This window comes from Mesorhizobium sp. M0960 (genome assembly GCF_040319055.1).
In the GTDB taxonomy this organism is placed as follows: Bacteria; Pseudomonadota; Alphaproteobacteria; order Rhizobiales; family Rhizobiaceae; genus Mesorhizobium.
In genome coordinates, this window is record NZ_JAMYNN010000003.1 from 337,938 (window position 1) to 362,297 (window position 24,360).

22 protein-coding genes are annotated in these 24,360 nt (G+C 63.1%); 7 read left to right on the forward strand and 15 right to left on the reverse strand.

The window, feature by feature from the left end; all coding sequences use genetic code 11:
- Window positions 1-49: 49 nt before the first annotated feature.
- The 5 genes from NKH63_RS09925 to NKH63_RS09945 all read right to left on the reverse strand — a co-directional run bounded on the left by NKH63_RS09925 (window position 50) and on the right by NKH63_RS09945 (window position 6,508).
- Complete coding sequence (locus tag NKH63_RS09925) at window positions 50-919, reverse strand: patatin-like phospholipase family protein (RefSeq protein ID WP_352481720.1); 870 nt, start codon at window positions 917-919, stop codon at window positions 50-52.
- Window positions 916-2,166, reverse strand: coding sequence for a M16 family metallopeptidase (locus NKH63_RS09930; RefSeq protein WP_352481721.1), 1,251 nt, complete (start codon window positions 2,164-2,166; stop codon window positions 916-918). Before NKH63_RS09930 ends, NKH63_RS09925 begins: the two co-directional genes overlap by 4 nt.
- Window positions 2,167-2,452: 286 nt before the next feature.
- Entirely contained in the window at window positions 2,453-3,817 is a 1,365-nt protein-coding gene (locus NKH63_RS09935; protein WP_352481722.1) for a M16 family metallopeptidase, read from the reverse strand.
- 104 nt (window positions 3,818-3,921) lie between these two features.
- Entirely contained in the window at window positions 3,922-4,476 is a 555-nt protein-coding gene (gene rsmD, locus NKH63_RS09940; protein WP_023717132.1) for a 16S rRNA (guanine(966)-N(2))-methyltransferase RsmD, read from the reverse strand.
- Window positions 4,457-6,508, reverse strand: a complete 2,052-nt coding sequence (locus NKH63_RS09945; protein WP_352481723.1) for a pseudouridine synthase — start codon at window positions 6,506-6,508, stop codon at window positions 4,457-4,459. The genes rsmD and NKH63_RS09945 overlap by 20 nt, the downstream gene beginning before the upstream one ends.
- Before the next feature lie 76 nt (window positions 6,509-6,584).
- On the opposite strand from NKH63_RS09945, the gene NKH63_RS09950 reads away from it, so the two are divergent.
- Window positions 6,585-7,037: a nucleoside deaminase gene (locus tag NKH63_RS09950; RefSeq protein WP_023717130.1), complete on the forward strand. Its 453-nt coding sequence runs from the start codon at window positions 6,585-6,587 to the stop codon at window positions 7,035-7,037.
- 86 nt (window positions 7,038-7,123) lie between these two features.
- Here NKH63_RS09950 and NKH63_RS09955 read toward each other — a convergent pair whose 3' ends face one another.
- Complete coding sequence (locus NKH63_RS09955) at window positions 7,124-7,804, reverse strand: hypothetical protein (RefSeq protein WP_023717129.1); 681 nt, start codon at window positions 7,802-7,804, stop codon at window positions 7,124-7,126.
- A gap of 195 nt (window positions 7,805-7,999) precedes the next feature.
- A complete protein-coding gene (gene ileS, locus NKH63_RS09960) occupies window positions 8,000-10,990 on the reverse strand; it encodes an isoleucine--tRNA ligase (RefSeq protein WP_352481724.1) in 2,991 nt (996 codons plus the stop codon).
- Window positions 10,991-11,033: 43 nt separating this feature from the next.
- On the opposite strand from ileS, the gene NKH63_RS09965 reads away from it, so the two are divergent.
- Both NKH63_RS09965 and NKH63_RS09970 read left to right on the forward strand, forming a co-directional pair.
- Window positions 11,034-11,219 (forward strand): hypothetical protein, encoded by a 186-nt coding sequence (locus NKH63_RS09965; protein ID WP_023717127.1) that lies wholly within the window; start codon window positions 11,034-11,036, stop codon window positions 11,217-11,219.
- A gap of 112 nt (window positions 11,220-11,331) precedes the next feature.
- Window positions 11,332-11,544, forward strand: a complete 213-nt coding sequence (locus NKH63_RS09970) for an MbcA/ParS/Xre antitoxin family protein (protein WP_023717126.1) — start codon at window positions 11,332-11,334, stop codon at window positions 11,542-11,544.
- A 35-nt stretch (window positions 11,545-11,579) separates the two neighbouring features.
- On the opposite strand, the gene NKH63_RS09975 is transcribed toward NKH63_RS09970, so the two are convergent.
- Together NKH63_RS09975 and NKH63_RS09980 are read right to left on the reverse strand one after the other, a co-directional pair.
- Window positions 11,580-12,392, reverse strand: coding sequence for a MipA/OmpV family protein (locus NKH63_RS09975; RefSeq protein WP_023717125.1), 813 nt, complete (start codon window positions 12,390-12,392; stop codon window positions 11,580-11,582).
- Between the two features lie 199 nt (window positions 12,393-12,591).
- Window positions 12,592-13,497 (reverse strand): alpha/beta hydrolase, encoded by a 906-nt coding sequence (locus NKH63_RS09980; RefSeq protein ID WP_352481725.1) that lies wholly within the window; start codon window positions 13,495-13,497, stop codon window positions 12,592-12,594.
- Window positions 13,498-13,831: 334 nt separating this feature from the next.
- On the opposite strand from NKH63_RS09980, the gene NKH63_RS09985 reads away from it, so the two are divergent.
- Window positions 13,832-14,386 carry an HdeD family acid-resistance protein gene (locus tag NKH63_RS09985; RefSeq protein ID WP_023717123.1) on the forward strand — a complete coding sequence of 185 codons (555 nt, stop codon included), beginning with the start codon at window positions 13,832-13,834 and terminating at the stop codon, window positions 14,384-14,386.
- 2 nt (window positions 14,387-14,388) lie between these two features.
- On the opposite strand, the gene NKH63_RS09990 is transcribed toward NKH63_RS09985, so the two are convergent.
- Both NKH63_RS09990 and NKH63_RS09995 read right to left on the reverse strand, forming a co-directional pair.
- The gene (locus NKH63_RS09990; protein ID WP_352481726.1) at window positions 14,389-15,372 is read right to left on the reverse strand and encodes a bifunctional riboflavin kinase/FAD synthetase; all 984 of its coding nucleotides are present in this window, start codon (window positions 15,370-15,372) and stop codon (window positions 14,389-14,391) included.
- A gap of 53 nt (window positions 15,373-15,425) precedes the next feature.
- The gene (locus tag NKH63_RS09995) at window positions 15,426-16,286 is read right to left on the reverse strand and encodes a TIGR01459 family HAD-type hydrolase (RefSeq protein WP_352481727.1); all 861 of its coding nucleotides are present in this window, start codon (window positions 16,284-16,286) and stop codon (window positions 15,426-15,428) included.
- Window positions 16,287-16,624: 338 nt separating this feature from the next.
- Between NKH63_RS09995 and NKH63_RS10000 the strand changes: the two genes are divergently transcribed.
- Window positions 16,625-18,592 (forward strand): pilus assembly protein TadG-related protein, encoded by a 1,968-nt coding sequence (locus NKH63_RS10000; protein ID WP_352481728.1) that lies wholly within the window; start codon window positions 16,625-16,627, stop codon window positions 18,590-18,592.
- Between the two features lie 122 nt (window positions 18,593-18,714).
- Window positions 18,715-19,347, forward strand: a complete 633-nt coding sequence (locus NKH63_RS10005) for a LysE family translocator (RefSeq protein WP_023674336.1) — start codon at window positions 18,715-18,717, stop codon at window positions 19,345-19,347.
- A gap of 6 nt (window positions 19,348-19,353) precedes the next feature.
- Here the strand turns inward: NKH63_RS10005 and NKH63_RS10010 are convergent, their stop codons facing one another.
- Together NKH63_RS10010 and NKH63_RS10015 are read right to left on the reverse strand one after the other, a co-directional pair.
- Window positions 19,354-20,178, reverse strand: coding sequence for a DUF2189 domain-containing protein (locus NKH63_RS10010; RefSeq protein ID WP_023717118.1), 825 nt, complete (start codon window positions 20,176-20,178; stop codon window positions 19,354-19,356).
- Between the two features lie 143 nt (window positions 20,179-20,321).
- Window positions 20,322-21,026 carry a glutathione S-transferase family protein gene (locus tag NKH63_RS10015; RefSeq protein WP_352481729.1) on the reverse strand — a complete coding sequence of 235 codons (705 nt, stop codon included), beginning with the start codon at window positions 21,024-21,026 and terminating at the stop codon, window positions 20,322-20,324.
- 107 nt (window positions 21,027-21,133) lie between these two features.
- Between NKH63_RS10015 and NKH63_RS10020 the strand changes: the two genes are divergently transcribed.
- Complete coding sequence (locus NKH63_RS10020) at window positions 21,134-21,499, forward strand: winged helix-turn-helix transcriptional regulator (RefSeq protein WP_352481730.1); 366 nt, start codon at window positions 21,134-21,136, stop codon at window positions 21,497-21,499.
- Window positions 21,500-21,981: 482 nt separating this feature from the next.
- Here the strand turns inward: NKH63_RS10020 and NKH63_RS10025 are convergent, their stop codons facing one another.
- Both NKH63_RS10025 and NKH63_RS10030 read right to left on the reverse strand, forming a co-directional pair.
- Window positions 21,982-22,680 carry a superoxide dismutase gene (locus NKH63_RS10025; RefSeq protein WP_084642425.1) on the reverse strand — a complete coding sequence of 233 codons (699 nt, stop codon included), beginning with the start codon at window positions 22,678-22,680 and terminating at the stop codon, window positions 21,982-21,984.
- A gap of 113 nt (window positions 22,681-22,793) precedes the next feature.
- Window positions 22,794-24,359 carry an adenylate/guanylate cyclase domain-containing protein gene (locus tag NKH63_RS10030; protein WP_352481731.1) on the reverse strand — a complete coding sequence of 522 codons (1,566 nt, stop codon included), beginning with the start codon at window positions 24,357-24,359 and terminating at the stop codon, window positions 22,794-22,796.
- Window position 24,360: the final 1 nt, after the last annotated feature.

Genomic DNA, 24,360 nt, shown 5'->3' on the forward strand with positions numbered 1-24,360 from the left:
GGATACGCTCATGGTCCAGCGGGCGTTGACGCCGGGCGCCTGACGGCTGTCATCCGCCGAGACGGTTGGTGCGCTTGCTGGCTTCGGCCTTGGCCCGCGCCTCGACCGCCCTTTCGATCTCGCGCTTCAGCTCGTCCTTGATCGCCACCGTCTCGGCCATCAGCGCCTCGACCTTCATGAAATCGAGCACGCGGTATTTCGACACCGCCGGCCGGATCAGGATGTCGGGCCGGCTCTGGTTCAGCTTACTGGCGATGATCGACTGCATCATCAGCTGCGTGGCGCCGAACATCAGGTCGACGGAGGTCGGGAATTTGCGCCCGGCCTCGGTCGGCGCGCCGACCACGTCGACGGCGATGACGATGTCGGCGTCGAGCTCGATCAGATCGAACGGCACGGGATTGTAGATGCCGCCGTCGATCAGCAGCCTGCCGTCGCGCATCACCGGGCGGAACACCGCCGGGATCGCCGCCGAAGCGGCCAGCGCCGAATGCAGCTCGCCTTCGTCGAGCACCGCGAGCTTGTGGCCATAAAAGTCCGTTGCCGTCACCTTCAGCGGTATTTTGAGTTCGGCGAAGGTCTCGGGGATGGCATCGGGCAGGAACGCCTTGAGGATGCGCTCGACATTGAACTGGCTGACCCGCAAGCCGCCCTGCAACGCTTCGGCAAAGGTGCCGGGCCGCGCCCGCCACATGCGCGTCGCCACTTCGGCGCGGCGGCCGAGGATCGAGCGCGTATAGTCGTGAATGTCCTTGCCGGTCATGCCCGAGGCCATGCCGGCGCCCATGATGGCGCCGATCGACGAGCCAGCGATTGCCGCCGGCCTTATGCCCAGTTCGTCCAGCACCTCGATGACGTGGATATGCGCCAGCCCACGCGCGCCGCCGCCGCCAAAGGCGATGCCGAAGCTAGGGCTCATCCCTTGTTGGCCGCGCCGAGCTTCGGCCCGACCACCATGACGGCCGGCTCGGCGGAGAGCAGCTTTTTCGCCGCTGCCTTGACCTGGTCCAGCGTCACCGCGTTTATCAGCGCGGCGCGGCGCTGCATGTAGTCGATGCCGAGCTTGCCGAGCTGGATCTCGACCAGCGTTGAGGCGATCGCGCCGGAGGAATTCAGATTGTTGATGGCATAGGCGCCGATCATGTATTTCTTGGTCGCCGCCAGCTCGGCTTCGGTCGGCCCCTCCTCGGCCATGCGCTTGACCACGTCGCGCACCACGGCCAGCGTCTCGGCCGCCCTGTCCGCGCGGGTCGAGGTGGTGATGGAAAGCGCCTCGGAATGCTGGTGGTCGACGAGGTCGGAGCTGACGCTATAGGCCAGGCCGCGCTTCTCGCGCACCTCGTCGAACAGCCGCGAGGTGAAAGTGCCGCCACCGAGGATCTCGTTCATCAGCACCGCGGCGAAGAAATCCGGCGCGTTCCGCTTCACGCCGGGATAGGCGAGTTGCAGCGAGGCCTGCGGCTGGTCATAGACGACCTCGAGCTGCTGGCCAAGTTTCAGGTCGATGTCGGGAACGGGCGTAAGCGCCTGCTTTTCCGGCAGGCTGCCGAATACCAGGTCGAGCTTCTGCTTCAGCGTCTCGGCGTCGATAGCGCCGACCACCGCGACATGCAGACCGTCGCGGGCGAAATTTGCCTTGTGGAAGGCGCTGAGATCGGACGGCGTGATCGTCGCGATGCTTTGCCTGGTGCCCTGGTCCGGCCGCGCATAGGGATGCCTGCCGTAGATCGCGTCGAGCCATTTGCGCTGGGCGAGCGTATCGGGATCGCGCTCGTTGGCGATGATGCCGGACAGGATTTGCGCGCGGATGCGGTCGATCGGCACCTGGTCGAAGCGCGGCTGGTTGACCGCCACGCGCAGCAGGTCGAAGGCGCCGTCGCGCTGCTCGGCCAGCATGCGCATCGAGCCGTAGATTCCGTCGCGCTGCGCATCGAAGCTCATCTCGGCGCCGACATCGTCAAGCTTGACCTGGAAGGCCTCGCTGTCGAGGTTGCCGGCACCTTCGTCGAACAGACCGCTCATCAGGTTGGCAAGCCCTTCCTTACCGGGCGGATCCTGCGTCGCGCCGCCATCGAAGACGAAGCGGATGGCGACGATCGGCACCGAATAATCCTCCACCAGCCAGGCGGTGATGCCCTTCGACGAGGTCACCTCCTGGATGTTCATGGCAGCACGAGCCGAAAGCGCCGGCAGGATGAGGAAGACGAGGGAGAGGATGAGGGTCGCTAGAAGAGGGCCGGAGCGCGCGTGCTTCCCTTCTCCCCTTGTGGGAGAAGGTGGATCGGCGCGAAGCGCCGAGACGGTTGAGGGGTGTTGGACGGAGTGCCGTTGGTGCCAAGCTGGAACACCCCTCATCCGACCGAGCTTTGCTCGGCCACCTTCTCCCACGAGGGGAGAAGGGGAGGAGCCCGGGGGAGAAGGCAGAGCGGGACCGTGCTGGTTCATCATCAAATCAATTCCCAGCCTGGGTTTGCGGCAGAAGATAGCCGGTCGTTGCGTGGTCGAGATTGAGATAGCGGGCAGCGACCGCCTTGACCTGGTCGGCGGTGACCTTGCGGATGCGGTCGGGCCATTGCTGGACGTCCTGGACGTTGCCGCCGGTGGCGAGCGTCGAGCCGTAGATGTTGGCCATGTCCTCCTGCTTGTCGCGGGCAAAGATCATCGAGCGGACGAAACGGTCCTTGGATTTTTCCAGCTCATCGCTGGTGACGCCGTCTTTCGCGATGCGGGCGATCTCGGCGTCGACCGCGGCCTCGACGTCTGCAAGCTTGGCATCGCCGCGCGGCGCGCCATAGACGGTGAAATTGCTATCGTCGAGCATCGTGCCCTGGAAGAAGGCGCCAGCCGCGGCGGCTATCCCTTGCCTGACGACAAGCTCCTGGTAGAGCCGGCTGCGGTTGCCGCCGCCGAGGATTTCGGACAGCACGTCGAGCGCTTCGGCTTCGCCGGGCTTTGCCGTGTGATAGGACGGAACCACCCACTGCGTCGTAAAGCTCGGCACGCTGACGCGCCCGTCGGTCAGCGTCACCGTGCGCCTGGTGTTCTGCTCGGGCTCGATCGGGCGAATCCGCGGCGGAAGATCCGGGCCGCGCGCGATCTTGCCATAGGTCTTTTCGGCCAGCGCCTTGACCGTTTCCGGCTCGACATCGCCGGCCACCACCAGCACGGCGTTATTGGGCGTATAATATTTGTTGTAGAAGGCCATCGCGTCGGTGCGGTTCAGCTTCTCCATCTCCTGCATCCAGCCGATGACCGGGATGCGGTAGGGCTGGTTCTGCCACAGCGTGGCGTCGATCTCCTCGTCGAGCACCGCCTGCGGATTGGAGTCGATGCGCGAGCGGCGCTCCTCGAGGATGACGTCGCGCTCGGTCTTGATGACATCGTCGTTGAGGATGAGATTGCGCATGCGGTCGGCCTCGAAGCCCATCATCTCACCGAGCGCCTGCGGCACCACTGTCTCATGAAAAGCGGTGTAGTCGTAGGAGGTGAAGGCGTTGTCCGAGCCGCCGATGGCGGCGACGGCGCGATCGAGCTCGCCGGCCGCATGGTTGCTGGTCGCCTTGAACATCAAATGCTCGAAGAAATGGGCAATGCCGGATTTGCCCGGCGGCTCGTCGGCGCTGCCGATCTTGTACCAGACCATATGGGTGACGATCGGGGCGCGGTGGTCGGGGATGACGACGACCTCCATGCCGTTGTCGAGCAAGAAATCCGTCACTGCGCCGTCGTCGGGATTGTTGTCCGCCAGAGCCGGCTCGGCCATCACCAGGGCCAGTCCCAAGAGCGTTCCGCGCAGCCATTCAGCCTGAAATGTCATAGATGGCTCCGGTTTGGGGTGGAACGATAGGCGGGGTTGCTGGTCGAGGCAAAGCGAATTGTTCGTCATTTTGAAGGCGCGGCTTCCTCGCCAATTGCGGGGCCTCACCCAACCTCGATGAAGCGGATGACCGTCTCGCCATAGTTGCGCTCGTCGACAACCGAAAAGCCCGGCCCTGCCTCGAACGGCGCCGCCGCCGCTTCCTCGACTACGCAGAGCGCGCCGGGGGCGAGCCAGCCGCCGGCCTTGGCCGAGCGCAACGCGCGTTCGCCAAGGCTCTTGCCATAGGGCGGATCGGCAAAGACCAGGCCGAATGCAGCGATGGTGCCCGCCTCGCCCAAGGCCGTCGCGTCGCGACGGAATATCTTGGTGCGCCCAGTGAGGCCGAAAGCCTCGACATTGGTGCGGATCAGGCCGCGCCCTTCGGCGGATTCCTCGATGAAGACAGCATAGGCAGCGCCGCGCGACAGCGCTTCGAGGCCGAGCGCGCCGGTGCCGGCGAACAGGTCGAGCACGCGCGCGCCGTTCAGTTTTTCGGGAAAGCGATGCGCCAGCACGTTGAAGACCGCCTCACGCGTGCGGTCGGTCGTCGGGCGGATGGCAAAGGTGCGGGGCGTCGCCAGCGGACGCCCGCGAAGCTCACCGCCGACGATCCGCATTGCTTCCTTTCGGGCCGCCACGCGGCCGGTCGCCACCGCTATCCGAACGTTCGCCACGAGGCTTGCCGAACGGCTTTGCACCGCCGGGCTTGCCATAAGACGGCTTGAAAGCGGCCTTGCGCGCCTTGTTTTCCGCCGCCTTGGCGGCGTCTGCCTCCGCCCTGCCCTTGCCGATCGGCCGCGCCCCCGGCGCCATCCAGACATTGGCCTTGCGCTGGCCCGGCGGTTCGATCGGCCGCTGCTCGCGTTCGGATTTCTTGCCGCCGAAGCCTCCACGAGGCTTGTCGCCACGGGGTTTGTCCCCGAAGTCGCCGCGTTCAGGTTTGGCGCCACGCTCGCCAAAGCTCCTCTCCGGTTTTGTCGACAGCTTGCCGAGCGCTTCGTCGCGGCTGCCTTCGCGGCGCTTGCGGTTCTTGATCAGGCCGCCCTCGCCGATCGGACGGCGTTCGCCGTCACGGGTGAATTTCGGCCGCTCGGGCTCCTCCTCCCGCTCACGCCTGACCGGCTTGTTGGAAAACGGCTTGGCGATATCGGCGTCGAAATTGGCACCGGACTCTTCGACCAGGCGCTCGCCGAGCTGGTCGCGCAGCACGCGGCCCTTGATCTCCAACACATGGCCTTCCGGCAAATCGTCGAGCTGGAACGGCCCGTAGGAAATGCGGATAAGCCGCGTCACGTCGAGACCGAGCGAGCCCAGGATGTTCCTGACCTCACGGTTCTTGCCTTCCCGCAGGCCGAGCGTCAGCCAGGCATTCGAACCCTGCTCGCGGTCCAGCGTCGCCTCGATGGCGCCATAAAAGACACCGTCAACGGCAATGCCTTCGCGCAGGCCCGCGAGCGCGCTTTCCTCGACCTTGCCGTGGACGCGCACGCGGTAGCGCCGCAGCCAGCCGGTCGCCGGCAGTTCGAGCACGCGCGACAGGCCGCCATCATTGGTGAGCAGCAGCAGCCCTTCGGTGTTGATGTCGAGCCGGCCGATGGTCATCAGCCGCGGCAGCCCGGGGGGCAGCACGTCGAAGACGGTCTTGCGGCCTTCGGGATCGCGGTTGGTGGTGACCACGCCGGCCGGCTTGTTGAACAGGAACAGCCGCGTGCGCTCGATCGGCGGGATCTCCATGCCGTCGAGATGGATGATGTCGCCGGGCATCACGTTGAAGGCCGGCGAGGTCAGCGCCCTGCCGTTGACCTTGACGCGGCCGGCCGCGATCAGTTCCTCGGCATCGCGGCGCGAGGCCAGGCCGGCACGCGCCAGCCGCTTGGCAATGCGTTCGCCGGCTTCTTCCGTTGCCTCGACGCGACCCGGACGCGGCTTGAAGCCGCCCTCCGATGCCGCCTGTGCCCTTTGTGCCCCTTGCGGCCGATCGCCGCCAAAATCACGCTTAGGACGATCCCCGAAGTCACGCTTGGGACGGTCGAAGCGCTTTTCGCCGTGCTCGCCTTCGGCAGCGGCCGGCCGGTCGCCGCGCGGCGCGTAGGGCTTGCGCGGACTTTCGCGCTTCTCATAAGGCTTGCCCTCCGGACGCGGCCCTTTGCTGAATGGCCTCTCGCTGCCTTTGAAGTCGCGCTTCGGCCGCTCGCCTTCGGCAGCTGCTGGCCGGTCGCCGCGCGGTGCATAAGGCTTGCGTGGACCTTCGCGCTTCTCATAAGGCTTGCCTTCCGGACGCGGCCCTTTGCTGAACGGCCTGTCGTCTTCGCGCTTCGGCTTGAAGTCACGCTTCGGCCGTTCGCCTTCGGCCGCCGCCGGCCGATCGCTGCGCGGTGCATAAGGCTTGCGTGGACCTTCGCGCTTCTCATAAGGCTTGCCTTCCGGACGCGGCCCTTTGCCGAACGGCCGGTCGCCTTCGCGCTTCGGCTTGAAGTCGCGTTTCGGCCGTTCGCCTTCGGCCGCCGCCGGCCGATCGCCGCGCGGAGTGTAGGGTTTTTTGACGCCGAAGGACGGCTTGCCACCCTTGCCGGGAGCGCCATCGCGACCACGCGGCCCCACCGGTTTCGGGCCGGCCTTGCGCGGGAATTTCTTGTTTTTGTCGTCCATGTGGCCTTTGCTCGTTTGCGCGGGTAGTAACAGGATCGCGCTCTAGTGGCGAGGAGATAATCGGAATGGAAACCGCGTGAGGCGGCAGGATTTCATGGCGCTGGCGCTGAAAGAAGCCGAAGCCGCCGCCCTGCGTGGCGAGGTGCCGGTTGGCGCGGTCGTCGTCGGCGGCGATACGGTCGTTGCGAGTGCCGGCAACCGCACCCGCGAGTTCGCCGATCCGACCGCCCATGCCGAGATGCTGGCGATCCGCGAGGCCTGCCGCAAGCTTTCCAGCGAGCGGCTCAGCGGCCACGATCTCTATGTGACGCTGGAGCCGTGCACCATGTGCGCCGGCGCCATCTCTTTCGCCAGGCTGCGCCGGCTCTATTTCGGCGTCGCCGACGAGAAGGGCGGCGCAGTCGTCAATGGCGTTCGCTTCTTCACGTCACCGACCTGCCATCATGTGCCCGACATCTATCCTGGCATGGCCGAGAACGCTGCAGCAGCATTGCTGAAGGACTTTTTTCGCGAGCGACGCGGACCCTGATTTTCCTGGTTCGGCAGACGGACCGAATCCAAGTCAGCCAATCCAGTTCAGCCAATCCAGGCCAGAACGTCTCTGGCGCCGTCAGTCTACCAGGGCAGCCAGTCGAACATGCCGCTGCTCTTGCTCTTGGCGGCCGCCTCCCTTTTGAGGCGGCGTTCCTTCTTGTACTCGTCCTCGCCGAGGTCACCCTGCGGCGCAGTGTCGGCGGCAGCGCGGTATTGCACCGGCGGCTCGCTCAGATATCTGCGGGTGGTCGGGTCGCCCTGTTTGCCTTCAGCCCGGCGGCGCATGATTTCCGCGGCGCGGTCCTTGTCCGAATCGGCCGGAGTCCAGGCTGGCGGGTGGCTCGAGCCCGACTGCTTCAGCGCGGCCTTGACCGACGCCGGATCCGTCTGCACGTCATCGATGACCTGCGCCTGGTAGGCCGGGTCGTCCTGATGCAGGGTGGCATCGGCGCGCAGGCGGGCACGGCGCTGCTCCGGCGATTCGGGCCATTCGGCACTCGCCGTCTCGATGCTTTCCTGCGGCGGCGGCAAGACTTCCTTCTGCCCCGGCCCTGGCTTCACCAGCGTGGGGCGCGGCTTGTAGTCGATACTATCCTTGCGTTTGGGTGCGAAGGAAAAAGCCCCGGTGAGGTCGCCAGCAAGCTGCGCGCCCGCGGTCTTGTCGGTCCCGTAGGTGGGCGAGCCCATGCAGCCGGACAAGGCAAGGCTCGATACGACAAGCGGCGCCAGCAGCGCGACGCGCGCGTAAGTTCTCTCGGTCATGCCAAAAAGTCCCACTGTAGACAGCCTCTCGATTGCCGCCGGCCAAAGAAAGGTCCGGCCCCCATCGCCTATGCTCTTCCGACGGAATTCCGGCGACAATTTGTCGTCCGGAGTTTCGCGTGTTTACCTCAACCACTCGTTAAGGGCAACGCACGGGGGCCGATCGGCCGCCCGCCGTGGCAATTGTGCACCGCCTTAAAGGCGGCTCAAAGCCTTCAGCTCATGCAGGACAGCTGCGTCACGGGCCGAAACATCCGGGAATTCCGGATCTGAGCCGACATCGGCGGTGTAGCGCCAGGAGCGTGCGCATTTCACCAGGCCGCGGTCCTCCGCCTTCTCGACGACCACGGCGACGCCTTTGACATCGTCGAGGGTAAAGCCGCCCGCCGGCGCCTTGCCGTGCGCGATAACCAGATCGCTGGTGATCGCCATCTCGGCCATGTCGACATCGGCGATCGCCGCTTCGAGTAGGGCATCGTCGAGAGTGACGACCGGCACCGCTTCCAGCGAAGAGCCGATGACCTTCTGCGCGCGGGCGATCTCCAGCGCGCCGGTGACGACACGGCGGACCTGCCGCACCTTGCGCCACTTCTCCGCCAGCGCCTCGTCCTTCCAGTCCGCCGGGATCTCCGGGAACTGGTCGAGATGCACCGAGACGACATCCGGATGACGGTCGAGCCAAGCCTCTTCCATGGTGAAAGGCAGCATCGGCGCCAGCCATTTCACCAGACAGTCGAAGAGATGGCGCACCACCTGCACGGAAGCCTTGCGCTTCACGCTGGAAGGCGCTTCGCAGTAGAGCGCATCCTTGCGGATATCGAAATAGAAGGCCGACAGCTCGATCACCATGAAGTCGAGCAGCGCGCGGGTGATGCGCTTGAATTCGAAGGCGTCGTAGCCCGAGCGTACGACTTCATCGAGCTCGGCGAGCCGGTGCAGCATCAGCCGCTCCAGCTCCGGCATCTTGTCCAGCGGCACCTCCTCGCCATCGTCATGGGCGAGCGTGCCCAGCATCCAGCGGATGGTGTTGCGCAGCTTGCGGTAGGCGTCGATGTTGGTCTGCAGCACGTTTTTGCCGAGCCGCTGGTCTTCCCAATAATCGGTCGTCACCACCCACAGCCGCAAGATGTCGGCGCCGGACTGTTTGATGACGTCCTGCGGCACGACGGTGTTGCCGAGCGACTTCGACATTTTCCGCCCCTCTTCATCCATGGTGAAGCCATGGGTGACGACGGTTTCGTAGGGCGCCCTGCCCCTGGTGCCGCAGCTTTCGAGCAGCGAGGAGTGGAACCAGCCGCGATGCTGATCGGAGCCTTCGAGATAGACGTCGGCCGGCCATTTCAGGTCGGGCCGGTCCTCAAGCGTGAAGGCATGCGTCGAGCCTGAATCGAACCAGACATCGAGGATGTCCATCACCTGCTGCCATTTCGAGGCATCGTGATTGCCGAGGAAACGCTCCTTGGCGCCGGCGGCGAACCAGGCGTCGGCACCTTCCTTCTCAAAGGCGTCCATGATGCGCTGGTTGACTGCCTCGTCGCGCAGGACATTGCCGTCGGCATCGGCAAAGACGGCGATCGGCACGCCCCAGGCGCGCTGGCGCGACAGCACCCAGTCAGGGCGCTCCTCGATCATGGCGCGGATGCGGTTCTGGCCGGCGGCGGGTACGAAACGGGTATCGTCGATGGCTTTCAGGGCGCGGCTGCGCAGCGTCGTGCCGTCGCCAAGCTCCTTGTCCATATAGACGAACCATTGCGGCGTGTTGCGGAAGATGATCGGCTTCTTCGAGCGCCAGGAATGCGGATAGGAGTGCTTCAGCCGGCCGCGCGCGAACAGCGCGTTTCGCTTGATCAGCTCGTCGATGACGGCCTGGTTGGCGTTGCCCTTCTTGCCATCGTCGTCGATAACGCGCGCCGCTCCACGCTCGCGGTCCGGGCCGAAGCCCGGCGCGTCCTTGGTGAAGAAGCCGGCATCGTCGACGGTGAAGGGGATCGCGGTGTCGATGCCACGCTGGCGAAGATCAGAGGCGGCATCCATCCAGGCGTCGAAGTCTTCTCGGCCGTGTCCCGGCGCGGTGTGGACGAATCCGGTGCCCGCATCGTCGGTGACATGATCGCCGGCCAGCATCGGCACAGGGAATTCGTAGCCACCACCCAGACTTTTGAGGGGATGCGAAAGCGTAAGATTTTCAAGCTCTTCGGCGCCAACGCTGCGAAGACGATTCAGGGTGACCTTGGCCTTCGCGGCAGCGTCGTCTGCAAGTTTCTCGGCAAAGATCAGCTTTTCGCCGGGCTGGGGGCCAAAGGCGTTCTCGGCCGCCGTGACCTCGTAGAGACCATAGTTGATGCGCGGCGAGTAATTGACGGCGCGGTTGCCGGGGATGGTCCACGGCGTCGTGGTCCAGATGACGACGTTGGCATCAAGCAGATCGAGCGACGTCTGCGTCAGCTTGGGATCCAGGGCTGGCTGCCCATCATCGATGTTGATGACCTGGCGAGCGAGGCTGACGACCGGAAACTTCGCCCAGATCGTGTCCGACTCATAGTCCTGGTATTCGACCTCCGCCTCGGCCAGCGCGGTGCGCTCGACCACACTCCACATCACCGGCTTGGAGCCGCGATAGAGCTGGCCGGACATGGCGAATTTCAGCAGCTCGCCGGCGATGCGCGCCTCGGCGTGGAAAGCCATCGTCGTATAGGGATTGTCGAAGTCGCCGACGACGCCGAGGCGCTGGAATTCGGAACCCTGCACCTTGATCCAGTGCGCCGCAAACTCGCGGCATTCCTGCCGGAACTCGTTGACCGGCACCTGGTCCTTGTTCTTGCCCTTGGCGCGGTACTGCTCTTCGATCTTCCATTCGATCGGCAGGCCGTGGCAATCCCAACCGGGTACATAGTTCGAGTCATAGCCGCGCATCTGGAATGAGCGGGTGATGACGTCCTTGAGGATCTTGTTCAGCGCATGGCCGATATGAATGTTGCCATTGGCATAGGGCGGGCCGTCGTGCAGCACGTATTTTTCGCGGCCGGCTGCGTCTTCGCGCAGCTTGCGGTAAAGGTCCATATCCTGCCAGCGCTTGACCAGCAGCGGTTCCTTTTCCGGCAAACCGGCGCGCATCGGAAAATCCGTCTGCGGCAGGTAGAGCGTTTTGGAATAGTCGATCGTCTCGGCGGTCTCGGTATCAGTCATTCGTCTGCCATATGCGTTGCCCGTCGGCAAAAGAGCCCGGGCGTTGAACTATCATGATCTGGAAAAAGCGCGAGAGGCCGCGCGCAAGATTCCCGGCGGCTCCGGCGGCGGTCAAGCCGCCCGGAACACCGGGCCTGTAATTCGTATCGCAGTCGCGAGAAGGCGCGAAAAGCTCGTCATGGCTGGGCTTTTAACTGAGACCGGCGATGTTGAAAAGCCCGAACTCTGATGCTTCCGCTAGGAGCGTACACCAATTGCGCCTATGTTTGTCGGTAGATGGCGTCGAGAGACCAGCATCTTCGGTTTGCATTTCACAGTTTAGCGCGCTGGAAGGACGGAATGTGACCCTGACGACTACCGAGTCCGCCTTGCGACTTGAACGCATTTCAACGATGGCGAATCGCGTTTTTGGCAACCATGAAAAGGCGCAACGCTGGCTGCGTAAGCGAAGTCGGGTTCTCAACGACGCGCCCATCGATCTCCTTCAGTCTGCAACAGGTGCCACGCTTGTGGAAGAGGAACTCAATCGGATCGGCTACGGCATAGTCGTCTGAGCCTTGCGGCTCTCCGTCGTGCACAACCCGCCCGCTCACATCGAGAAATCGAAGCGATAGGTCGTCGACACGCCGATCATGAACTGATCCCTGGAGCCCCGCTCCTTGACCAGGCTGGAATCGGCGGCCGGGCCCATCAGGCGGGAATATTCGCCGAACAGACTGGCCGTCATCGGCTCGGTCACCTTCCAGGTCACCGCGCCGCCCAGGCCCGCAGATTTCACCCCGCCGCCTGGATGGTATTCGCTGAGCCCCGAGGCCAGTGACTCCTTGGCATCAACGCCATAATAGGCGTCGAAATAGTCCGATGAGGCGAATGAAACGCGCGGCCCGCCGGAAATCCTGACGTCGGGCGTCACATCGTAAAAGGCGTCGGCGGCGATGTCGGCGACAAAGCCGTTATGGGCGCGAATGCCGTGCCGCAATTCGGCGCGGGCACGCAGCCAATCCAAAGGATAGAATTCGAAGAAGCCGCCAGCCTCGCCGCCCCAGCGCACCGGGTCGAGACCCTTCAATTCGTCGGCGTCACCACCATCGCGGGAAAACAGGAACTTGCCTGTCAGGCCGGCGCGGACGCCGCCATCGTCGATCAATGCCAATGAGATATTGTCGTTGCGCGAGTTGAAGCGCGCCGCGGGACCAGCCTTGCCGAGCGAGATGATCGGCGAGGCGCTGAGCAGGTACTTCTTGCCGCCCTCGAAATTCGGCGCGACCATGCCGGTGGCGCCGACCGTCAGGTACCAGTCTCCGGACAGCCAGCCGAAGGTGCCCTCGCCGGCCTTGGCAACGCCGCAGGTGCCGAGCATGAATGCGGCCAAGACCGTCGGGATCGTCGGGACTGACCGCATCGTTACTCCATACGTCGAACGCATTGGCCGATACAACCAGCCTTCATCCAAGCCATGGCGCCATTTCGGTAAAATTTGACTTAATATCCGTAACATTGGCGGCGTTGGCCCTGTTTTCCGCATAGCAACGAATCGTATTGGCGCACCAAGATCCCAGATCAAGACGTCTGGAATGCGCCAGCAGTTGCCTCGGCAAGGGTTATAAATACTCGTGGACAAACATGCCCGCGCTGTGAAGAGCGCGGCGACCGGCACTCAACCGCGCATTCCAAACCGGCCAAGCGTGAATCATATGCGGCCAAATTTCGAGACGTACTTTGACGTCAGTCGCGCCAGCGGCTTCCGCGAGCCGAGTTGCGTCCGACAACAGCGTCTCGGCCGAACCGACTTGTATAAGCATTGGGGGAAATCCGCTCAGATCGGCGAACAACGGCGAGATCAGGGGATCGCGCCGACCAACGCCATTGGGAACATAGGCGGTTGCCAGTTCCTCCAAATACGCCCGGTGGATGATGGGGTCGATTGCGTCCTTGGTTGATAGTGTCGCGCCGGACATCGAAAGGTCCGTCCAGGGCGAAACCAGCCAAAGACATCGCGGCAACGGCTCGCCTGCCGCGCGCAATATACTGACCAGGCACAGGGTGAGGTTGCCGCCCGCACTGTCTCCGCCAACCACGATGCGATCCGGCGCGATCCCTTGCCGCCTCAGAAAGCGCCATGCGGTGAGTGCGTCTTCATGTTGCGCAGGGAAAGGATGTTCCGGTGCGCGTCGATAGTCGATCGCGAGAGTGCGCATTCCCATTGCCCGACCTGCCTCTGTCACCATTCGACGATGACTTTTAGGAGAGCCGGAGCAGTAGCCACCACCGTGGAAAAACAGCAGAACCTTATCCCTGTCACTCCCAGGCGCCAGGGACCACTCTCCCTCGAGGCCATCGAAAACCACATCCTCGCATCGGATGTCCTCGGCAATCGGCCACACCGAACCAACCTCGTCGAGCCGTGCCCGGCGTTCGTCCCAGCGGACCGTTCGTGGCTTTGAGGTCAACAACCTGCGGACGGCGTTGATCTCCGTCAGATCGAGGTGTTCGTCCACGTCGCCCATTTTGCTTCCCTAGCCTCATCAAGCGTAGAAAACGGCGTACAGCAGCACGTCATCGATAAAGGGCCAATGCCAGCGCTGGGGATTTTTCGTTACACTTGCGTCATGGCGAATACACGAGACGGCGGGTCGCCCCTAAACCCACTCGTCATCTTTAGCACTCCCCTCGCATATGGTCGAATATTCCATCTGATATTTGGCCTCTTCGGGACAAAGCGGAAGTGTGGCAAGCGGATCGCTCGGGGCGTGGCGCTCGCAGCCTGCTCGCTGGACGGGCAAGGCGATCGGCGCTACCTTCCGGAACAAAGAAGCTAGGCAACCTTGAGGGAGAAGGGTGATGACACTGCACGGCGACGCCTTGAAAGACGCCATTGGCCAGACGCGGGCGAAGTGGGGATGGTTCGTCGCGCTTGGGGTGCTGCTGCTTGTCTTCGGCGGCATCGCTTTCGGCAATCTGTTCATCGCAACCGTCGCCTCCGTCTTTGTCGTGGGCTGGCTGATGCTGATGGCCGGCGTTGTCGAGATCATCCATGCCTTCGGCGTGAAGACATGGGGCCGCTTCTTCTATTGGCTGCTCAGCGGCCTCCTCTACGCCGTCGCCGGCTTCTTCGCCTTCGACAATCCGGTCCTCGCCTCGACGGTGCTAACCTTCCTCCTGGCAGTCGCACTCCTTGCTTCAGGCGTGCTCAGGGCCTGGGTCGGCTACAGCCACCGGCCGCAGCCGGGCTGGGGCTGGGTGGTCGCGGCCGGCATCATCAGCGCGCTGGCGGGACTGGTCATCGCCATGGGCTGGCCGGTCAACAGCGTGTGGGTGCTCGGCCTGTTCCTGGCCGTCGACCTGATTTTCCAAGGCTGGACCTTCATTGCCGTCGGCTTGGCGCTGAAAAAGTAGATTCAGAAAGCTATGGCCGCGTCGAGCCCGGAAAGCGGCCTGACGCCGGCGAGCAGTGCCTTCGCCTCAGCCTCATCGCGCTTCATCTGTGCGACCAGCGCATCAAGCCCGTCGAACTTCACCTCCGAACGCAGGTAGCCGAAAAAGGACACGGCACAAATCTCGCCGTAGAGGTCGCCGGAAAAGTCGAACACAAAAGTCTCCAGCAATGGTGCGCCATTGTCGTCGACCGTCGGCCGGCGGCCGAAGCTGGCGACGCCATCATGAAGCGAGCCGTCGGCGCGGCGGAAGCGGACTGCATAAATTCCGTCCTTCAGGGTGGCTTCCGGCGAAAGCCTCATGTTTGCGGTCGGAAAGCCGAGTGTCCGGCCGAGCTGCTGGCCGCCGATCACCTCCGCCTCGACGGTGAAACGGTAGCCGAGCAGGCCGGCGGCCTCGGCCACATTGCCCTCGCACAGCAGCGTGCGAATGCGGCTCGACGACACCACCTCGGCGCTTTCGTCGCGGAAGGCATCGACCAGCGTGACGCCGAAGCCGTGGCGCTCGCCGGCCGCCATCAGATAGGCCGGGCCGCCTTGGCGGTCCTTGCCGAAATGGAAATCGAAGCCGGTGACGGCGTGGCTTATGCCGAGGTTGCGCTCGAGCACGCCGGTGACGAAAGCCTCCGCCGACAAGGAGGCGAACTCGCGTGTGAACGGCTGCTCGACCAGCGCCGCAAAGCCCAGATGCGACAGCAGCCGCGCCTTCATCGGCGGTGGCGTCAACACGAACAGCGGCATGTCCGGCCTGAACACTTTTCGCGGATGCGGCACGAAGGTCAGCACCAGGGCAGGTACGCCGCGACGCTCCGCTTCGGCGCGCGCGCGTTCGAGCACCGCCTGGTGGCCGCGGTGGACGCCGTCGAAATTGCCGATCGCCACCACGCCGCCACGCAGATGGGCCGGCAGCGGTGCGGTTGCGGAAATGCATTCGAACATTGCCGTCATAGCTTGAACCTATTGCAGTCTGGGCTTGAACCTATTGCAGTCTGGGCCTGAACTTATTGCAGTCTGGGAATCACCGCGACCGGCCTGTAGCCGTATTTTTCGAGAAAGGCCGCGAGCCTGGCCGGGTCTGGCTGCAGCGCTTCACCGTAATCGCGGGCATGGATGCCGCCCGATACGTAGAGCACGTCGAAGCCATTATCGGCCGCGCCCTTGATGTCGGTCATCATGCCGTCGCCGATGGCCAGAACTTGCGAACGCTCGACCGTGCGGCCGAGAATGACGGCGATCTCTTTCATGGCGACCTCATAAACCGGCGCATAGGGTTTCCCGGCGATCAGGGTGCGCCCGCCAAGCTGCGCGTATTCGCGGGCCAAAGCCCCTGCGCACCAGATCATGCGTTCGCCGCGCTCGACGACGATGTCGGGATTGGCGCAGATGAAGGGCAGGTTCCTGGCACGCAGCCGCCGCAGAAGATCGGCATAATCTTCCGGCTTTTCCACCTCGTCATTGAACAAGCCGGTGCAGACCACGCCGGATGCTTCGAACTCCTCGACAAGCTCGACGTCGAGACCATCATAGAGCGTGAAATCTCGATCGGCGCCTATATGGAAGATCTTTCGCGGCCCCTCGGCGATCAGGTCGCGGGTCACGTCGCCGGACGTCACGACACGATCGTAGGCGGCGGAAGGAACACCGATAGCGTTCATCTGCGCCACCACGTCGGCGCTGCGGCGCGGCGAATTGGTGATCAGCACGACAGGTATTTTCGCCGCGCGAGCAGTGATCAGCGCGGCAGCAGCCGCGGGGAAATGCCATTCGCCATTGTGCACCACGCCCCAGACATCGCACAGGATGGCTGAATAGGCTCCCGACAGGTCTGCGAGCGAACCGATGATGTCGGGCGAATCCACCATGCCGTTGTCCCTGTACCATGATGCTTGCAAGCGCCGCGACCGACGGTCCGTAGCGGCCGGCCCGGATTAACCGAAGCGCTTCGCTCTGTCACCAGCTTTCGTTGTGCCCGCAAGATTGCCGCCCGAGGCGCCGGCGGGGAAGTGATGGCGAAAGCTTTTCTTTTCCAGCGCCTTATCCCGCTTTTAGGGACTTTGCCGAGGGGAGCGCGGAGCGGCATTGCCGATTGCGGACGTGTGGTTAACGGGGATTGAAAAACCGTACCGACCTTGGACGTATTTTAGCAATCGGAAATTTAAAAATGCGTGGCATCGTCCGGGAAAAATAGGGCGGGGCGGGAATGCTGAAGGCAATAATCGGAAAATTCCGACACGACAGACGTGGCAACTACTCCTTAATGACTGCAATCACCATTGTGCCGCTGATGGCCGGTCTGGCGCTCAGTGTCGATTACGGGGAGTTGCTGCGCCAAAAGCACGAAACGCTGAACGCACTTGATGCGGCCGGCCTCGCCGCCGCCCAGCAGATCGTCGCCGGCGCCAGCGACGACGACGTCAAGGCCTACGCCAAAACATTTTTCGAAACCAATCTCGCACGCATCGACCCGGCGAACACAGCGCTGACCGTCACGCTGCCCAACAACAATGCCGGTGGCGGCACCTTGAAGCTCTGCGCCAGCCTCACCTTCGACCCCTATTTTCTCCCGGCCGCCAGCCTGCTGATTGGCGGCACGGCAAGCGACACGACCTTCACCGAATGTTCGGAACTCCGCCTCAAGAACACCCTCGAAGTCGCGCTTGTGCTGGATAATTCCGGCTCAATGACCGATCTCGGCTCCGGCACCGGCGAAAAGCGAATAGACCTGCTGAAGTCGGCCGCCAAGCAGCTTGTCGATACGCTGGCGCTTCAGGCGCAGCAGATGAAGCAGATCACCAAACCGGTGCAGTTCTCGCTCGTGCCGTTCGCGGCCTCGGTCAATGTCGGCCCTACCCACGACCAGGACGGCTGGATGGATCAGGACGGCATCTCCCCGATCCAGCATGAAGATTTCGACTGGACGACGATGAGTGCAGCCAACAATCCGGACAAATATGCCGAGAAGCTCAATGGCATCTGGTACAAGCGCGGCACCGGCTGGGGCGAGACCAAGGACCAGCCGCTGACGCGTTTCAGCCTCTACGCCGACATGACGGTCGAATCGGGCCGCGAAGAGGTACCCAATTCGAAGCAATATGTCTGCGACACATACAAGAAGAACGGCACCTGCCAGTACGGCCATTGGAGCGCACCGGAATATATTTATACGACGAGCCGCTATGCGAGCTGGCAGGGTTGCGTCGAGGCACGGCCATATCCCTACAATGTCGACGACACCACGCCCGACACAGCCGCGCCGGCCACGCTTTTCGTGCCGATGTTTGCCCCGGATGAGGCTGGCACTCTGTGGCTCGATTTCAACCGTGACGGCATCAACGACGTCATCAGCACGTCTTACAATTACGGCAACAACTGGTGGGCCGATTGGCCCTATGTCGCCGGTCCCACCGCTTCGCAGCGACAGTCTGACATGCGCAAATATTTCCTGGTAAAACCGTACGGTTCGCAATCCGCAGCCGCGGGCGATGGGCCGAATTCCTCCTGCACCACCAACCCGATCACGCCGTTGAAGGACGTCAGCCAGGACGCAGAGAAGCAGGAGATCAAGGATGCCATCGACGCCATGGCGCCGAACGGCAACACCAACGTGCCGGAGGGCATTGCCTGGGGCTGGCGAACGGTATCGAGCAACCCACCGTTCACCGATGGCCGGCCGAACAGCGAGAGGGGCAACGACAAGGTGGTCGTGGTGCTGACCGACGGAGCCAATACCTATAGCGCCGTCAGCGACGGCAGCTATGCCAACAACAGGTCGACCTACGCCGCCTACGGCTACACTGGCCTGACCTATCCGGGATCTGGAAGCGTGACCCGCCTGTTCATGAATACCAGCACCGATATCGGCAAGACCACCTATACCGGTGCCAACTACACGGCAGCACTCGACGAGCAGATGAAAACGCTCTGCGCCAATGCAAAGAATTCGAACATTCTGGTGATGACGGTGGCGCTCGACCTGTCGCCCACAGATACTGGCGACAAGAAGGCGATCGATGCGCTGAAGGCGTGTTCCTCGGATTCGCGCTTCCGCAAGGATCCGGCCGACCCGAGCAAGCCGGCCAAGTTGTTCTGGAATGCGACGGGCGCGACGCTGTCCGACAATTTTAAGGAAATCGCCAACGAATTGTCGAACCTGCGCATCGTCGGCTGAAGGCGATGGGATTAGCGACGTAAAGGCAGAGGGGCGCAGCGCGCTGGCGCAAAGGCTCCTGCCCTCATGCCCTTGCGGGTGGGGGAAGCATGTGGTGAGTGTCCCCATCCGGAGATACGCTCTTGCCTGAACCCGCCAACCATCTCGCCTTCGCGCTGGTCTGCCTCGGCATGGTGCTGACGCCCGGCCCGAACATGATCTATCTGATTTCGCGCTCGCTGTCGCAAGGGCCGAAGGCCGGGCTGATCTCGCTGGGGGGCGTGGCGCTCGGTTTTTTATTCTACGTGCTGTCAGCGGCGTTCGGCATCACCGCGCTGCTGCTCGCCGTGCCCTTCGCCTATGACGTGCTGCGCCTTGCCGGCGCGCTCTATCTGCTGTGGCTTGCCTGGCAAGCGGTGAAGCCGGGCGGGCGCTCGCCCTTCCAGATCCGCGAACTGCCTAAGGACAGGCCGCGCAAGCTGTTCGCCATGGGCCTGATGACCAACCTGCTCAACCCGAAGGTGGCAGTGCTCTATCTGTCGCTGCTGCCGCAGTTCATCAGCCCCGGCAAGGGCCACGTGCTGTCGCAGCTTCTGGTGCTCGGTGCCACGCAGGTCGCCATCAGCCTGACCGTCAACGCCATCATCGCGGTGACGGCCGGCTCGATCGCCATCTTCCTCGCCGGGCGGCCGCTATGGCTGGTGATCCAGCGCTGGATGATGGGCACGGTGCTGACCGCGCTGGCCGTCAAGATGGCAACCGATGCGCAACGCTGATCGGGCCTACATCGGCCGTCTGACCTGCTGTGCCCGCTCCGGTTCGACCACCCTGCGGTAGAGATGCCAGGTCGCGTGGCCAAGGACGGGCATGACGACGGCAAGCCCGGCAAATAGCGGGATCGAGCCGATGACCAGGAGCACGGCGACCATTAGGCCCCACAGCGCCATCTGCAGCGGGTTTGTCATAACTGCGCGCGCCGACGTCTCGACTGCCGAGACCGCGCCGACATCGCGGTCGAGCAGCAGCGGAAAGGCGACGACAGTCGTCGCCAGCACGATCGCGGCGAAGGCGAACCCGGCCAGGTTGCCGAGCAGGATCAGTGTCCAGCCCTTGCTGGTCGTCAGCACCTCGCGAATAAAGCCGACGATAGAGGTCGGAGGCTGATTGCCGTACAGGCTGGTGTAGATCGATTGCGCGGTGAACAGCCAGAGCAGGAACAGTACCAGCAGCATGATGCCGATGACCGCAATCGCGGGCAGCGCCGGCGAGTGGCGCACGTCGAGCGCATGCCACCAGGATGTATCCATGCCGAACTCGCGCCGACGGCTGATTTCGTAAAGGCCGATAGCGGCGAACGGACCGACCAAAGCGAAGCCGGACATCAGCGGATAGATGAGCTGGATGGCATTCGAGCCCGACGTCCACTGCGTCAGGATCAGGCCGACCACCGGATAGATCAGGCACAGGAACACATAATGCGACGGCTTGGCCCAGAAATCCTCTACGCCGAGACGGAGCGCATCGATCAGATCCTCGGTGCTGATGCGGCGCACCCTGGGCTGTACATGCATTCCACGCGCGTCCGCCATGACATGAAAGCCAGCCATAACCTTTCTCCCGTGTGTCGGGGCGGTCACCGCCAGGATGGCCGCCCGCAGCTGCCACTTCAAGAACGGCGATATGATAGCCGATCTCGGCGCGCTTGTCGCCACCACCCGGCGCCAGGGCGCCGGGCGGCTGAACGAACAGATTAGGCCGCGAAGCGATCGATCACCTCGGCCAGCCGCACGTGACCGAGGCAAGCGCCTGACCCGGCCGGCTTTTCACCATCCTCGATGGCCTGCGCAAATCGCACGTCCGGATCGCTTTCGATCCGGCGGCGCAACGCCGCCAGCTTGGGATAAGCTGCGCCGTCGACCGCCTTGTGGAACTCCGCCCAGCGCGCCACGCCGATCAGCGTGGTATCGGCAAGCGTCAGCCGGTCGCCGACCAGGAAATCCGTGTCGAGGATCATCGCCTCGAGCTGGTCATGGCGGTTGGTAACGACCTTGCGGCCAAAGTCACGCAAGGTTGCCAGCAGCACCGGCTCGGCCGATTCCATTTCATATGCGGCCCAGAGCGGGGTGAAAGCGGCGGTGAAGCCGGTGTTCACGAAAGCCATCAGCTGGTGCATCCGGTCGGCTTCCGGCGAGCGAGGCTCAAAGCTGATACGACGTTGCGTATCGCGGGCTTCGAGCCAAGCGGCAATCGCCATGGTCTCGGTGAGCACCCTGCCTTCGTCGGTGATCAACACCGGCGTTTCCTGACGGCCGTTGATGCTGGCATAGGCGTCGTTCTTCATTTCAGTGAGCATGTCGACTCGACACAGGCGGTAGGGCTGTCCGACGCGTTCAAATGCAGCGACGAGCCCCATCGAACTTCCCAGCGGGAAGCCATAAAGGAGGATAGGTTCCATTTCTTTGTCTCTTCCATAATTTAGGGATTACGCTGCGCAGCGAAACTTGACCCTAAACGCTGGTCGCCCCATGTAAATTACGCACTATTCTGTAACCAGGTCCCCCCATGAAAGATGTCGTCTCACGCTGCCCGATCGAAGAGACCATGCGTGTGCTCAGCGGTCGCTGGCCCACCTTGCTGCTCTACTATCTCAAGGACGGCACCAAGCGCTTCAGCGATCTGAGGCGTGACAACCCGACCGTGTCGCACCGCATTCTGGCTCTCGAACTGCGCAAGCTGGAGGACGCCGGGATTGTGCGGCGAACGGCGCATGCCGGCTATCCGCTACGCGTGGATTACGACCTCACGACGCCCGGTCTCAAGCTTGTGCCGCTCATCGAGGCCTTGGGCAGATGGTGGGAACATACCGGGGACGACCGGGTCGGCCAGGCTCCACCGATGCCGGAAACGAGGCTAGACACAGCGGCCTAGCCGATCGTGAAAATCTGACGCTTGCTATCCGAGGCTGGACAACCGCTTTGGATAGGATCCGGCCGAATATCGGAATGCACGGACAGCGCCAGAAGCTGTCATTGCCGAGCAGATACTCTAACGTCGCGTTTGGGCCGGAAGCGGAGATCCGCTTTCGGGATGATTGGGCCAAAAAGCTGACCTTCGCGTCCAGCATAGCGTGGGCTGGTTTGCGCCACTTGCGGACCTTTGCCAATGATGCCGCGAAGGTCGCGTCTCGGACCCGTTGCTGCCCTTCGGTCACAGCTTGGGGCATATCAAAGGTGTGAACACGACAGACAAGCCAGTCGCGGAAATTGGCAACCGGGATGTCTGAACCGAAGGCGCTACCCCAGCCGGCGAACCGCTCGGTATTCGCGCGAGACGCTGAAAAAAACAGCTGTGACCACGAACGCGGCCGGCTGCTGCGGCTGAAGGGACGAGGCGTCGCGATCTGCGGCCCCTCAGCCGGTCGACTTCTTGAAGTTGGCGAGGGCCTTGTCCCAGTTCACCACGCGCCACCATTCCTTGAGGTAGTCGGCGCGGCGGTTCTGATACTTGAGATAATAGGCGTGTTCCCAGACGTCGACGCCAATCACCGGACGCGCCCCTAGCTCGAGCGGCGTGTCCTGGTTGGCTGTGCTGACGATGTCGAGCTTCTTGTCCTTGTTCACGACAAGCCATACCCAGCCGGAGCCAAAGCGGCCAAGGCCAACCGCCGTGAGCTTTTCGGTCAGGCCCGCATAGCTGCCGAAGGTGCTGCTTATGGCGGCGTTGAGGTCGCCACCGGGCTGGTTGGGGCCCCCGGGAGTCATCAGCTCCCAGAAGTGAGTGTGATTCCAATGTCCCCCAAGATTGTTGCGCACGCCTTCCGGGACCTTGCCCAGATCTGCCAGAATAGCCTCCATCGGCGTGCTGGCGAGCTCGGGCCAAAGCGGCACGAGTTGATTGCAGGCATTCACATAAGCGGCGTGATGGCGGTCGTGATGGATCATCATCGTGGTCGCGTCGATGTGCGGCTCTAATGCGTTGTTCGCGTAGCCGAGCGGTGGGAGCTTGAAGGGTTGGGTCTCCTGCGCAAAGGCCGCGGCGCCCAACAGGGTTGTGTTGGCTGCCGCGGCCGATGCTCCTGCGAGAAATAGAAGACTCTGACGCCTGTTCATGGTGTAGCTCCGGGTGAAAGTGGAATGCCAATGCTGCATGCTGTTCGTTTACGAGGTGTCGCGACTCCAAGCATCGCTTCGCGAAATTCCCTGAGGGTTAGCCATTGTTCCGATCAGTGTTGAACGAGATAGGTTTCAATCCTGCCGACACCTGCCAGTTCTACATTACAGCGCGGTTCGAGCTTCCAGGAGGTGTGCAGGGCCTGCTTGGTTGCCTCCGAAATCTGCATGCGGTCGGCCACGCCCTGGGACTCGAGCCGGCTTGCAATATTCACGGTTTCGCCCCAGACGTCGTAGACGAACCGATGCCGGCCGATCAGGCCCGCGATCACCGGTCCCGTGTGCACGCCAATGCGGATCCGAAAACCATCGTTGCCCCACGCTAAGGGCTTCAACGCGTCCAGCATGGATTTCCCCAGTGCCACGATCCTGTCGGCATGGTCAGCTGCCGGTTCCGGAACACCGCCCGCAGCCATATAGGCGTCTCCGATGGTCTTGATTTTCTCCACGGCATGCTTCTCCGCCAAGACGTCGAACGTGCTGAATAGCCCGTCGAGGCGTTTGATCAGGTCCGACGGCGGCAACCTTGCCGCTATGCTCGAGAAACCGACAATATCGGCAAAAAGAATGGTCACTTCATCGAACCGGTCGGCAATGAACTCTTCGCCCCGTTGCAGCCGTGCCACGATCTGACCGGGCAGGATCGCATGGAGAAGCGAGTCAGCCCGCCGCTTCTCCGCCTCGATCCGCTGAAGATACTGGTGCTCGCGGTCGAGCCAACGTTTCTTCTCCAAACTCGAGTTGATCCGGGCGCGCAGCAGGACCGGATTGAAAGGTTTAGGCAAGTAGTCGTCGGCCCCCGCCTCGATGCAGCGGACCACCGCGTCCACTTCGTCCAACCCCGATATCATGATGACAGGGATATGCCGCCATCGGCGCTCCGCTTTCAATCGCGAGAGCACCTCGATGCCGTTCATGTCCGGCATTAGGACGTCCAGCAGAACTAGGTCGAACTCGTGTTCCGCGAGGTGAGTCAGCGCCGACGGACCGGACTCGGCAGTGACTACCTGATGACCGTCACGTTGCAAGCGGCGCGAGAGGAGACCGCGGTTGCTGGTGATGTCGTCGACGACAAGTATGCGGCCACCGTGACCGGAGCTTGCGTCGTGCTCTGCCTTGATCAGTGCCCGTTCGAGCCCTGCCACATCGATCTCAGCCTGATCCGTGGTCCGCGGTTCCTCGCTGTCGGGTGCGCGCGAGAGGCCGGCAATCGCATCGACATGCGCCAGCAACTCGGCCGCCGCGGCGAGCATCACCCTGACATCCTCTTCCAGCGCGTATTCGTGCAATTCTTCGGCTTCTTCACGAATCATTTCGGAATAGCCGATGATGGCGTTGAGCGGCGTTCGCAAGTCGTGGCGCAGTTTCGCCTCGATCTCGACCCCTGCCCGGTTCTGATTGTCCGCTTTGCCGTGGATCAAGCTGTCGATCAGGCTACTCAATTCGCAAGCAGCGGCGCCAACCTTCTCTAGATCCGGTCTCATGTGGGCCAGACCGAGGTCCTGCACCTGCTCGGTTAGCAACTCCTGAAATCCTGAGATTGCCCGCGCCGGTCCGGCGAGCTGTTGCGCCAGATGGACGGCGATCGCATGGCGTTGGAACTTGTTCTTAGCAGGCATA

Coding starts and splice junctions, on each gene's coding strand:
- NKH63_RS09925 (WP_352481720.1), bottom strand. CDS start 919: ATGAGCCCTAGCTTCGGCATCGCCTTTGGCGGCGGCGGCGCGCGTGGG.
- NKH63_RS09930 (WP_352481721.1), bottom strand. CDS start 2,166: ATGAACATCCAGGAGGTGACCTCGTCGAAGGGCATCACCGCCTGGCTG.
- NKH63_RS09935 (WP_352481722.1), bottom strand. CDS start 3,817: ATGACATTTCAGGCTGAATGGCTGCGCGGAACGCTCTTGGGACTGGCC.
- rsmD (WP_023717132.1), bottom strand. CDS start 4,476: ATGCGGATCGTCGGCGGTGAGCTTCGCGGGCGTCCGCTGGCGACGCCC.
- NKH63_RS09945 (WP_352481723.1), bottom strand. CDS start 6,508: ATGGACGACAAAAACAAGAAATTCCCGCGCAAGGCCGGCCCGAAACCG.
- NKH63_RS09955 (WP_023717129.1), bottom strand. CDS start 7,804: ATGACCGAGAGAACTTACGCGCGCGTCGCGCTGCTGGCGCCGCTTGTC.
- ileS (WP_352481724.1), bottom strand. CDS start 10,990: ATGACTGATACCGAGACCGCCGAGACGATCGACTATTCCAAAACGCTC.
- NKH63_RS09975 (WP_023717125.1), bottom strand. CDS start 12,392: ATGCGGTCAGTCCCGACGATCCCGACGGTCTTGGCCGCATTCATGCTC.
- NKH63_RS09980 (WP_352481725.1), bottom strand. CDS start 13,497: ATGGGCGACGTGGACGAACACCTCGATCTGACGGAGATCAACGCCGTC.
- NKH63_RS09985 (WP_023717123.1), top strand. CDS start 13,832: ATGACACTGCACGGCGACGCCTTGAAAGACGCCATTGGCCAGACGCGG.
- NKH63_RS09990 (WP_352481726.1), bottom strand. CDS start 15,372: ATGACGGCAATGTTCGAATGCATTTCCGCAACCGCACCGCTGCCGGCC.
- NKH63_RS09995 (WP_352481727.1), bottom strand. CDS start 16,286: ATGGTGGATTCGCCCGACATCATCGGTTCGCTCGCAGACCTGTCGGGA.
- NKH63_RS10000 (WP_352481728.1), top strand. CDS start 16,625: ATGCTGAAGGCAATAATCGGAAAATTCCGACACGACAGACGTGGCAAC.
- NKH63_RS10010 (WP_023717118.1), bottom strand. CDS start 20,178: ATGGCTGGCTTTCATGTCATGGCGGACGCGCGTGGAATGCATGTACAG.
- NKH63_RS10015 (WP_352481729.1), bottom strand. CDS start 21,026: ATGGAACCTATCCTCCTTTATGGCTTCCCGCTGGGAAGTTCGATGGGG.
- NKH63_RS10020 (WP_352481730.1), top strand. CDS start 21,134: ATGAAAGATGTCGTCTCACGCTGCCCGATCGAAGAGACCATGCGTGTG.
- NKH63_RS10025 (WP_084642425.1), bottom strand. CDS start 22,680: ATGAACAGGCGTCAGAGTCTTCTATTTCTCGCAGGAGCATCGGCCGCG.
- NKH63_RS10030 (WP_352481731.1), bottom strand. CDS start 24,359: ATGCCTGCTAAGAACAAGTTCCAACGCCATGCGATCGCCGTCCATCTG.